Annotated in this window: 8 protein-coding genes; 2 read left to right on the forward strand and 6 right to left on the reverse strand. The window is 42.6% G+C overall.

Annotated features, from left to right (window positions below; translation table 11 throughout):
• On the forward strand, positions 1-901 hold a 901-nt coding region (locus BWI44_RS04885; protein ID WP_286812057.1), incomplete at its 5' end, for an RHS repeat-associated core domain-containing protein.
• Positions 902-905: 4 nt separating this feature from the next.
• Positions 906-1,346, forward strand: coding sequence for a phosphoribosylaminoimidazole synthetase (locus BWI44_RS04890; RefSeq protein ID WP_138293111.1), 441 nt, complete (start codon positions 906-908; stop codon positions 1,344-1,346).
• Positions 1,347-1,821: 475 nt separating this feature from the next.
• Here BWI44_RS04890 and BWI44_RS04895 read toward each other — a convergent pair whose 3' ends face one another.
• The 6 genes from BWI44_RS04895 to BWI44_RS04920 form a co-directional block, all read right to left on the reverse strand.
• A complete protein-coding gene (locus BWI44_RS04895; RefSeq protein ID WP_138293112.1) occupies positions 1,822-2,358 on the reverse strand; it encodes a hypothetical protein in 537 nt (178 codons plus the stop codon).
• Complete coding sequence (locus BWI44_RS04900; protein ID WP_138293113.1) at positions 2,355-4,631, reverse strand: GH92 family glycosyl hydrolase; 2,277 nt, start codon at positions 4,629-4,631, stop codon at positions 2,355-2,357. Before BWI44_RS04900 ends, BWI44_RS04895 begins: the two co-directional genes overlap by 4 nt.
• Positions 4,632-4,752: 121 nt before the next feature.
• Complete coding sequence (locus tag BWI44_RS04905; protein WP_044154927.1) at positions 4,753-6,369, reverse strand: RagB/SusD family nutrient uptake outer membrane protein; 1,617 nt, start codon at positions 6,367-6,369, stop codon at positions 4,753-4,755.
• Positions 6,370-6,390: 21 nt separating this feature from the next.
• Positions 6,391-9,387, reverse strand: coding sequence for a SusC/RagA family TonB-linked outer membrane protein (locus BWI44_RS04910; RefSeq protein WP_007661754.1), 2,997 nt, complete (start codon positions 9,385-9,387; stop codon positions 6,391-6,393).
• Between the two features lie 396 nt (positions 9,388-9,783).
• A complete protein-coding gene (locus BWI44_RS04915; protein ID WP_195208995.1) occupies positions 9,784-11,322 on the reverse strand; it encodes a YifB family Mg chelatase-like AAA ATPase in 1,539 nt (512 codons plus the stop codon).
• Positions 11,323-11,357: 35 nt separating this feature from the next.
• Positions 11,358-12,392: a TlpA disulfide reductase family protein gene (locus BWI44_RS04920; RefSeq protein ID WP_195208996.1), complete on the reverse strand. Its 1,035-nt coding sequence runs from the start codon at positions 12,390-12,392 to the stop codon at positions 11,358-11,360.
• Positions 12,393-12,401: the final 9 nt, after the last annotated feature.

The following is a 12,401-nucleotide window of genomic DNA, read 5'->3' on the forward strand; positions in this document are numbered from 1 at the left end:
ATTCGGAGGCGTCTTTGCAAGTGAAGAGAATGTGCAGCCTTATAAGTATAATGGCAAGGAACTGGATACTAAGAAAGGGCTGAACTGGTATGATTATGGGGCAAGGCAGTATGATGCGGCACTGGGAATCTTTACTACGGTAGATCCTTCATCCGAAAAGTATTACCCGACCTCTCCTTATGTTTATTGTGGAGGTAATCCTATAAATAGGATAGATCCTACGGGAGCGGATTGGTATAAGGATAGTGACGGCAATTATCATTGGGCTGAAAGAGGTGGCGACATCGCTGAAGGATGGACATGGGTCGGATCTTCAGTCTCTATAGAAATCAGTAAAAGTAAGTATGTCAATTACTATGAGAACGGTGGTATTGTAGCCAACAAGCCTGTCAATGCTTTTGATCTGATCGCTTCCAGCCCTAAGTTGCAGAACCTTTTTCTTGGTGAGAATAGTCTGTTATCGGAGGCTTCCAAGTCAAGGCTGTTCAATGGACTTGTATCGCGAGGGACGGATGCTATTGCAAGACCGATAGGAGAGTTCTTAGTTTGGAGTGGCGCAGGTGAACTTGGTGGACCTCTGGTTGGTAAAGCTATAGGGTGGATACTCAGGAAGATGATGGCTAAAGTGAGTCCGTTATTGCGTCCTTTAGGACTTGGAAACACAGGTAGGTCTATTTCAAGAAATCTAACAGAAAAATTAGCGATGCAAGAAATTCTAGCAAATCCTGCTGCAGGTGAAATAATTGAAAGAATGAAGCCTATAAATGACCCACGTTGGTTTGGTTGGAGAAAGATGCAATATATACATACCGGATTAGATGGAAGTAAAACAGTGATACACTATGTCGGAAAATGGGAAGAAGGTGTTTTGAAAGCAGTTGATGATTTTAAATTTAAATAGATTCATGAAAGTACGTTGCATTAATAATACAGGAAAGAGTATAAGACAATACGAGTATAAGTCTTTAAAAAAAGAACAATTAGGTCGATTTGGTGCTACTGAATATACGCAATTCGGATTGGAAATTGGTAAAGAATTTCTAGTGATGGGTATGCTGTTTGGTGAAGGAGCTTTGGATTATTTGATAGATGACGGAGGATATATTTCGGCATATCCTTATCCGCTTTTTGAGATCATTGATAATAAAATTCCTTCCTTTTGGTATTACAAAGCTTTTTGCTGTGCGGATGAAAAGTACCCTTATAGAGAAGCTGTTTGGGGGTATTATGAATTGGTTTTTGATGATATGCACTATGAACAACTGGTAGATGTGGAAAAAGTTGCATATCAGATTTATTTTAAACGTAAGATGGAATTAGAACAAGAATTTAGCTTGGATAAATAGTCTTTAAGAATTTTGTTCAACTGGATATTCAATCTGATTGAACGGAGTATTGGAATTTTTAATCTGCTAATCTTACATACCCCTGACCTTTACTATAAATAATTAGTCTGGTCAGGGGTTATTTCTTAGTGATTTTTGACTTAAAAGCTTACTTCGTTCATCTGGATTTACAATCATGGGTGTCAAGGCGGAAAATAGAATGCTTACGTTATTTATCTTCTTGATGCAGAGAAAGGTCGCTTCTTATCGGATGATTGCCTTTCAAGGTCCGGTGTTGGTTTACCTGAAGAGTGGCTACATGGCTATACCAAAGGTCTTATTATTTATAAGAATTATGTAATCTATTGGCTTGAAGTTTGGTAATTATATTGCGTAATTAATATTTTATCTAGTGATTTTGAGGATTAGAATTTCCAATCCATGAATTTAATTTTCCCTGTCTCTGAATATAAATGCAGAGACGGGGATTCTTTTATTATTCTACTTCCCAGTTAACCCCTAACGGATTATTACAAGTTCTCCATACTAACGCTAATTTAGGATTATCCAGTATCCACATCTCGCATCCTTCCACGGCATCCTTCACATGAATAAGCGGATAACCTAAAGCCTGTTCGTTACTGTCCAGGACAGAGTACGTCGTTTGATTGTAGACAAGTGTTCGCTGCTCCTTTAATTGCTTGTAGGCGGAACGGGAAAGGAAATAAACAGTTTCCTCCGGGGAGAGCTGTACGTGCTTACCATCTTCCGGTTGCAGGAAGCTGAGCCGTGTAGCTTGTTCTACGGATTCGGATCCCATGGTATAGCTTCCTGATTGCCATTTCAAATTGCGTTCTATTCCCCAATGCAGGTATATGGAGTCTTGCTTTTCCTGGAAGGACATTTCGTATTTCCGTGTCTGCCCGTGTAATTTGAATACAAATAGCAATGTGTCGGGCAGAATGCTCTGTGCAAATAGACTTCCGGTGAAGCCCAGACATAGCAAGACGGATAGAATCATATATTTCTTCATAACTTCTCGTTCTCTTCGTTCAACAATAATTGTTTGCCCCATTCACTCGGTTTCTTTCCCATCTTCAGGATCAGCTCGCCACCTGCAATGATGTCTTTATGCCGTATGGCTGAGTAGGGGTAGGTTTTTCCATTCAATGTAACGGATTGTATGTATCTGTTCTTATCAGAAAGTCCCTGAGTGGAAATCTTGAAAATCTTTCCGTTATCTAACCGGAAGATCGTTTCTTCCAGTAAAGGAGTATTAATCAGGTAATAGTTCTGTCCGGCATTGGGGTATAGTCCCATCATGTGGAAGGCAAGCCATGAGGACATGGCACCGGAGTCATCGTTACCCGGTAGTCCTATAGGTCCGTCATTATAGTTCTTGGCAATGATTTCGTGGATACGGTCACTGCTGCGGTAGGGCTTTCCCAGCCAATGGTAAAGACAAGGGGAGAGGAAAGAAGGTTCATTGTTTACATTGAAGAATCCCCGGTCGAAGAAGATGTCCAGGCGTGCTTCAAACTTTTCTGCACCACCGCATTTCTCTATCAGCCCGGGAACATCGTGCGGAATGCTTAAGGAATATTCCCATGAGGAAGCCTCGTAGAAGAACATGTCCCACCAAGGTGTGTACCAGGGACCTTCGAAAGTGACGGGGGTATAGGTAAAGGTCGGTTTTTGTATATTGGATTTTCCGAAAGTGATTTCATCGAGCCAGTTGCCTTTTTCATCGCGGGGCAGGATAAAACCTTTGGCACCGGCATGTTCATAATCGTCACGCCAGAGGTTCTTCCAGTTTCCGGATTGCTTCAGATAGTGCTGATAAAGATCTTCTTTTCCCAGCCCTTTGGCAACCAAGGCAATGGTATAATCGCAATAGGAGTATTCCACGGTGCGGTTTCCGGCACGAGGAATGCCGTAGGGGATATAGCCCAGTTGCAGGTAATGGGTCAGGCCACCGCGTCCTTCCGCTTCATGGCGGTCGCCGGGACAGACGGTTGCGTCTTTCAGCATGGCTTGCAAGCCGAGTTCATAATCTATTCCTTCCAGGCCTTTTACGAAGGCGTCGGCTATTACGATCTCAGCATTGGAACCGCCTTGTGTGCGTCCGTTGCAGTTGCCACTCCGGGCATCAGGCATGTAACCGTCTCGTTTGTAGATGTTGATGAGTGAGCGGACGATGTCTGTTTCACGTTTCGGATCTATCAGGGTAATAAGCGGTGAAGAAGTGCGATAAGTGTCCCAGATAGCATAGAAGTCATCATAATAGGGCTCATTATCTGCCCAGAGAGGATTCTCGCCGCTACGGTCTACAGGCATAATCATGGTGTGATAGAGGCCGGTATAGAACATACGTTTCTGTGCTTCGGGGGTACGGGGAGAGATTTCAATTCTTTGGAGTAAGTCTTCCCATTGAGCCAGAAGTTGCTGATGTGCGGTCTCGAATGACCAATGAGGAATATCGGAATGAGCATTCTGGCGGGCTTTCAGTGAGCTGAGGAAGGAGATACCTACTTTCAATTGCACTACTTCTTCAGATGAATTGAAGCGTAGTAATGCTCCGGTCTTTTGATGTGAGTCGTATTGGAACTTTTCATTTGTTATCTTATCACCTTTCCAGGTAGCTGTATTTACGAAAGGTTTATCCGTTTCTGCATAAAAGTAGACAGTGTAGGCACGACCATTGTTCCATCCGCCACGGATACGGCTATATCCGATGACTTCTCGGTCGGAGATGATTTGTATTTCGGAGCCTACAAATTGTTGTGCTTCGCGTGCATCGGGTACGGGACTTTCACCTAAGAAGAATCCGGCATCGATGGCCAGTGACTTCAGAGAGTCTTTGGGATAGGTGAAACGATAGAATGAGGCTTTAGGTGCGGTAGTTATTTCTGTTTGTATACCGGAAGCTTGGAATTGGGTGGTATAATATCCTAATTTAATAGTTTCGTACTTGCGGTGATCGATATGCTTTGTTCGGTCCATTCCGTCGCCGAAAGGCATTACAAGGATATTGCCATATTTAGGTCCGCCACCTGTTCCGCTGACGTGTACCTGAGAGAAACCGTCTACCTGTTCGGGCATGGGTAGCCAGCCGCTATTAGGGCGTGGGGTACAGTCCGGTGAGGGTTTCACCATCCCGTAGGGGCAGGAGGGACCGATAAAGACGCGTCCCAGTCCTTCGGAACCAATGCGTGGGTCTACGTAATCTGTGAGTCTGGTGTCCTGTGCAAAGGTATTTGCAGAGAACAGTAGCAGGACGGATAGTGTGATTATTTTGCTTTTCATTGGCGGAGTTTTTTTAATGGAAAAGCCGAGCATTGCAACCGACTGATTTGGGTGTATCGGCTGCAATGCGGGGCTTTGAGTTAAAAGAAAACAATAGTTTATTTTACCTTGATGGATTCAATTAATAGCCTGGATTTTGTTTCCAGTTGGGATTCGTATTCATTATATCCTTATGAAGTGGGAATATACGGCGTGTCTTATCGAAGTTGGCAGTTGGGAATCCTTTATAATGTGGGAAGAACTCGCTTTCGAATGTACCGAAACGTATCATGTCGTTCCTACGCCAGTTCTCATCAAGGAACTCACGTCCACGCTCATCAAGAAGTTCCTGAAGCGATGGAGTATGGTCAATTGTAGGAGCAGTAACGTAGCTACGAATCTCATTGAAGAGGCTCATCGCTGTATCACCGTTGGTTGCGGAACCTCCACGTACTATAGCTTCAGCCTTAGTTAGCAAGATGTCTGCATAACGGAATATAGGAAGGTCGTTTGACTGATTTCTGCCATTCTTGAAATCATCGTCTATAACGAAGAACTTCACAGAACGATAGCCTTGGCTATAACCGTTGATATTATCACCTACACCAAGCTCAATATCTCCTTCTTTTACAAGGGTAATCTCTTTAGTAAGTACAATAGGATTACCGTTTTTATCTACGGCAATTTCATCTGTTGGAAGATAAGTCTTAGGATCATATACATGAACAGTGCCACCTATTACGCAATTGTTACGTTGATCACCTTCAAGATTGAACAAACTTGCGAACTCAGGAGTCATAGTAATGTAACCACCGCCGGACTGACTCAGTTTCATACCGAAGTAGCTTTTTGCACATGATTTGATATCTTTCCAGCAACGAGAACGGCCATACTGCATACCTTGTGCTGTATATGTATCGTATGGCATAACGTATATGAAATCTTCAACATGTGAACCATTGTCCGGACCGAACTTCTTGCTATACGACATAGAGCCAAGATTGAACTTGCCAGATTTGATTATATCATCACAAAGTGCAATGCAATCATTCAGCTTTTCATTTTTTGCAGTAGCTGCATCATATAGATCAACAGAAGCTGCTGTATATACAGGCCAGTTGATGTATATCTTTGCTAAAAGAGCCTCTGCCATCCATTTTGTCGGTTTGCCGTATGTATTTGCATTTACTTCATCGGTAAGTTGAGGGATAATCTCTTTAAGTTCGCTCTCTATGAACCTTGCTACATCAGCACGAGGTGAACGGTCTATAGTCTCACCTTCAGCCATTGCATGGTCAAGGATTGGAGCATCACCCCAGCAGTCCATCAATATGAAATGGAAGAAAGCGCGCATTGCACGGGCAGGAGCGACAGTTGCACCAGCTTCATTGCTTCCCAATTCAATAATAATCTTGTTTGCTTTTGTTATACCTGATGTAAGTTGTCCCATCCAGTCGATGGTTGCATCTTCGTATGTATAGTTGTGAAGACTTGGATGTGCGTATGCACCACTGTCATACCATCCACCACCGTATGATACAGCTGTATATTCATCACTTGACAAAGCTTGTGCTTCCATATATCTACGTCCGAATACATCCCGCATCTGATAGTACACATCAGCCATCTTTGCTTCAACAGCAATCTCATTGGTAGGATATTCTGTATATTGAGATTCTACATCAACATCTAAATTAGTACAGCCGGTTACTAAAGCAGCTGCACAAGCCGTAAATAATAATCTTATATTAGTTTTCATAAATATCATCTCTATTTATAATTAGAAGTTAACCTTTAAACCGACCATTGTTGTACGAGAGTGAGGGTATGTACTCCAACGATAGTCAACACCCGGAGCAAGACCACCCATGTTTACTTCAGGGTCAAGTCCCTTATATCCTGTGATAGTGAACAGATTGTTGCAAGTAACATAGAGTTGAACATTCTGTAACCAACCGTCAAGATTCTTAAAAGTATAACCTAATGTCAAGTTAGATAAACGAAGGTATGATCCATTCTCGATGAAACGGTCAGAAGGAACATTACCTCCGGTATCTGTCGCAGGACGGTCTGTTATAAATTCTTTAAGTACATTCTTTCCGTTTGCAAACATTTCAGGACTTGTATAGTTGGCACGTGCACCATTGTAGATCTTGTTACCGAATACACCTGTAATGAATATGGTAGCGTTCCAGTTCTTGTAGTTGAATGAGTTGTTCCAACCAAGATTTAGCTTAGGCTGTGCGCAACCTGTGATAGTACGGTCTTTGAATGCAGGTTCGCTTGTAGTCTCGCCAGTACGTTCACCTGTCTTTTCATCTCTTACATAGTAAGTAGCCTTACCGTCTTTATAGCCTGCAAATTCATAAGTATAGAATGTACCCAGAGCTTCGCCCTCTATAATACGTTGAGTGTAACCATTGGATGATACACCTGCTACCATGGGGTCGCCTTGTGTAAATGTACCTACCTGATATTTGTCGTTTGACAATTTGTCTACTGTATTCTTGTTGTGAGAAAGGTTCAATGTTGTATTCCAAGTGAAGTCTTCAGTCTGTACCGGAGTAGCATTGATAGAGAACTCGATACCTTTGTTGGTTATCTTACCTACATTGGCTGCAATTGTTCCAAAAGGATAGATGTTTGTAGAAACCGGATAATCCCAGATTAAGTCTTTGGTCTTTTTGTTGTAGACCTCAATAGTACCGTTGATGCGACCATTGAACAAAGCATAGTCAATACCGACATTGAGCATACCTGTGCTTTCCCATTTCAAATCGGGGTTGGCGTTCTTTGTCGCAGCCAGTGTACGCCAGTCCTTGCCATTGTAGTTGAAGAAGCCGGATGCACCGTAAGTGGCAACTGCTGTATAGGCACCGAAGCCAAGGGCATTACCGCTGACACCGTAACCTATACGCAGCTTCAAGTTGCTGAAGAGGTTCTGATTCTTCATGAATCCTTCTTCTGTGATGTTCCATGCTACAGATACGGAAGGGAATGTGCCCCACTGGTGGTCTTTGCCGAATACAGAAGAACCGTCACGGCGTATCGTTGCTTGAATCATATATTTGCTATTGTAAGAGTAGCTTGCACGACCATAGAATGATATATTACGTATAGTCTCTTTTGTTCCGCTCTCTACAGCAGGTATACCATCAATAGTACTTGCATAAGTCAGTTGATTCCATTTCAAGACATCATCATAGAAGTCGTGAACTGTCAAGCCAAAGCCGTCGTTACTCATCTTCTCTTCCCAAGAGTAACCAGCCATAAGAGAGAGCTTGTGTACATTTGCGATAGTAGTATCGTAGTTACCGTAAGTCTCGAATGAATGTTCGTGACCGAAATATGTAGAACGGGTTGCACGGCCATTGTATGCACTTACACCCTCTAATTGAGTGTTGTGTGTATCGTATGAACTATATGTGCGCTGGTTGTTTGTAAATGAGTAGTTGGCATTCCAGTTGAGACCTTCAATAACCTTCAGAGTTGCCTTGCCAATCACCTGAGTATTCTTGAAGATAGTTTCAGACGTATCTTCATTGATTAGAGACAATGGGTTGTAGTTCTTTGAACCTGAACCTTTTGTCCATGAACCGTCTTCGTTCTTAACAGGAAGAGTCGGTGAGAAGTAGTTCATCGCATCAAGGACGGACGCACCTTCGTTATTCATAGGAACACCTACAGCCTTGCCATATCTTGCATTTACACCTACCGAAAGGTCCAGATGGTCTTTCAATACCTTAGTGGTAACTAAGGAACGCACATTCAGTCTGTTCATTTTAGAGCCTTTCACTACACCTTGGCGATCCATATAGTTAAGACTTGCCATGTAGGTAGTCTTTTGTGCTCCACCATTGATAGAGATATTGTGGTTTGTACTGATAGCAGTGCGAAGAACCTCATCTTGCCAGTTTGTATTTGCGCCTTGGTCGTTGGCAAGTGTTAGTCCGTTCTTTTTTGCGTATGCTCGCAGGTCGTCTGCGGTAGCCATATCCATCTTCTTCAAGATGTTGTCGAAAGCAACGTATCCGCTATAGCTTACGTTGGTACGTTCCATGCCGTTCTTACCTTTCTTAGTGTTGATGATGATAACTCCATTTGCTGCTTTAGAACCATAGATTGCAGTAGCAGTAGCGTCACGAAGAACATCGATACTTTCTATGTCATCAGGAGCAACCATGGAAATATCCACTCCGGGAATACCGTCGATGACATAGTAAGGACTCATGGCAGCACCTTCACGAAGAGAAGAAGCACCACGAAGAGTAATACTGGGTGAACCGTTAGGGTCGGCGGAAGATGTAATAGTAAGACCTGCTACCTTACCTTGCAACATGCTTGCTGCATCCGAGAATACACCGACATTCAACTTGTCAGCCTTAACTGTAGTAATAGAAGATGTTACATCCTTACGGCTCATAGAACCATAACCGATGACCACTACTTCGTCCAGTAACTCTGTATCCTCACTCATTGTCACGTCGATGATGTTTTGAGTGACTTTTACTTCCTGTTTGTTATAACCTATAAAAGAGAAGATAAGGGTTTCTCCTCTCTCTACGTTCAGGGAGTACTTTCCGTCGACATCGGTAATACATCCGTTGGTGGTACCGGCTTCCAATACATTGACACCGATTAACGGCTCACCGGATTTGTCTGTTACAGTACCGGTCACCTTGTTCTGGGCGAATGCTAAGGTACTGCTTAGCAAGAACACTACAAAGAGCATGCTTTGTGCAAATGTTCTCTTTCTTTTTAATTGTACATTCAGCATAAAATAAAGTTTTAGTTATGAATTATGTCCTTTTCTATATATTTATAAATATTATTCTGGCTGCAAAAGTAGGTTGTGCCTATTACAGATATATTTCAAGTATATTACGGAATTATTGTAATATTTTGATATATAATTGATTGAATAAGATAAAGGATAAAAGGGTATTTGCTTTATATTACTATCTTTGGGTAGATGTAATGTAAAGAATAAAGGTGAGGTTTCCGTGCTGCCCTTTATTATAAGTGGCAGCTCTGGGAAAAAACGGGATGATGTCTTTGTCTCCATAGTGTTTTAGATTTTGATTACCGCAAATCTACACCAATACTATTGGAGTCAGGGGGAAAATGATGCAAATTAGGGGGAAAATAGTGAACTATCGTTTTTTTCCTTGAATTACCCTGCCCAGTCCTCTCTATCCAGGTTTCTGTAGCCGATGGCTTCTGCTAAATGCGAAGTCTGTATTAGGTCACTATTCTCAAGATCGGCGATGGTACGTGCTACTTTTAATATGCGGTCGTAAGCGCGGGCAGAAAGATTTAGGCGGTTCATGGCATTTTTTAATAATATGAGTCCTTTGTCGTCCGGACGGGCATATAACGACAGCAGTTTGCTGTTCATTTGCGCATTGCAGTAGACACCAGCAACCTCGGCATATCTGTTTTCCTGAATTTGACGGGCATGTATTACGCGCTCTCGTATGATGCTACTTGCCTCTCCGGGGTGTGCATCGGACATTTTTTCAAAAGGTACGGGGACAACTTCGATTTGCAGGTCTATACGGTCGAGTAAAGGACCGGAAATGCGGTTCAGGTATTTTTGTACTTGTCCCGGACTACATACACAAGCTTTGGTGGGATGGTTGTAGTAGCCGCAAGGACATGGATTCATGGAGGCAACCAGCATAAAGCTGGCAGGATATTCCACATTGCTTTTTACACGGGAGATAGTAATTTTACGATCCTCCAGTGGTTGGCGGAGAACTTCCAGCACACTGCGATTGAATTCCGGAAGTTCATCCAGAAACAAAATGCCATTATGTGCCAGACTTATTTCACCGGGTTGTGGATAACTGCCGCCTCCTGTCATCGCTACTGTAGAAATAGTATGGTGAGGATCACGAAACGGGCGTTTGGAGATAAGCCCTGCATTTGCCTGCAATCTCCCTGCCACTGAGTGTATTTTGGTTGTTTCAAGGCTTTCTCCCAGTGAGAGAGGAGGCAAAATCGAAGGCAGGCGTTTGGCGAGCATGGATTTTCCACTGCCTGGCGCACCGATAAGAATAATATTGTGTCCACCGGCTGCGGCTACTTCCAATGCACGTTTTACATTTTCCTGCCCTTTTACATCAGAGAAGTCGAGATCGAAGTCACTTTGTTGCGCATAGAATTCCTCACGGGTATTGACAATAGTGGGGGGTAGTTCCTGATTGCCATTGAAGAACTCTATGACTTCTTTGATGTTCTCCACTCCATATACTTGAATTTTATTGACCACCGCTGCTTCACGAGCATTCTGCCGAGGGACGATGATGCCTTCGAAGCCTAATTCCCGTGCTTTGATGGCAATAGGCAGAGCACCTTTAATAGGTTGCAAACTACCGTCCAGGCTCAGTTCACCCATCATCAGATAACGGTTCAATTTATCGGACTGAATTACTTCTCCGGCGGCAAGCATGCCTATGGCAAGTGGAAGGTCGTATGCGGATCCCTCCTTACGGATGTCTGCAGGAGCCATATTAATCACGATGTTACTGGTAGGTATCCGGTATCCGTTTACCTGTAGTGCGGATATAATGCGTTGGTGGCTTTCTTTTACAGCAGAGTCCGGTAGCCCGACAAGATAAAACATGCAACCTCGTGAACTGTTTACTTCAATGGTGATGAGGGTTGCGTCAATGCCTTGTACAGCCGCTCCGAAAACTTTGATTAACACGTGCTTATTTGTGATTAGTGGTTAGTGATTAATGGTTACTTTTCTTTTTCTTTCCGGGCTATTTCTTTCAGTTTATCTTCAATAGCCTTTTCATCTAGATTTTTTCCTTCTATTTTACCTGTAGGACTGATTAGGATATTGGCTGGGAGAGTATGTATGGAGAATAGTTTGGCAACATCTCCATCCCATCCAGAATATTCGCAAGTCTGTTCCCATTTCAAAGTATCTTGTTTAACTGCTTCCAACCATTTCTCCCTGTCCAAGTCAAGGGAAATACCCATTAATGCGAAGTTTTTGTTCTTTTGTTCTTTCTTATAAATACGGCGGAACATTGCATTCTTTTCCCGGCTGATGGTATCCCATGAAGCCCAGAACTGTATCAGTAGATATTTATCTTTGAAATCGGAACGATTGATATCTTTGCCTTCTGTATTGCGTATACGGAAATAAGGAGCTGTTTTTCCTATATCTACTTTTTCTTCTTCCTCAATACGCTTTAGCAATGTTTCCATGTAAGGGCGGTCTTTCAGGTCACCGGTCATACGGTCGGTCAATTGTTTTATTTGTTCCAGATTGGGCTGGGGTTTCTGTACAAAGTATTTATCCAACAGATAAATGTTGGCTAATGAAGAGGGATGTTTGGTTATAAAATTCTCTACTTTCTCTTCCAATGCTTTCTCGGAAGGTGTACCTAGGCCTTTCAGCTCTTGGTTGAAGTCTGTTAGATCTTCGTTAGGAGCATTACCGCTGATTTGCAATGAGGACAGCTCAGCTGCGGATCCTTTTATTTGTATTTTATTTCCTTTATCCAGGAAGAGCGGGTATTCCGTTCCATCACTGAATAATAAAGTTGTACTCACTAATGTATCAACGGAAAGCGTTGTAGAAAATTTGTCGTTTTCGACAATCAGTGTATCCATACGGTCATACATTCTATCCGATCCATATAAATAGATGGTATCATTGCCCAATCCCTTGATTTCTCCGTTGAGACTGATGCTGTCGGTTTTCTTTTCACTACAGGCAAAAAGGGCGATTAATAGAAAATATAATAGACAGACTTTCTTCATTTTGAAATA

Origin of the sequence: Bacteroides sp. Phil13 (genome assembly GCF_001940965.1) — a bacterium.
Lineage (GTDB): Bacteria > Bacteroidota > Bacteroidia > Bacteroidales > Bacteroidaceae > Bacteroides > Bacteroides intestinalis.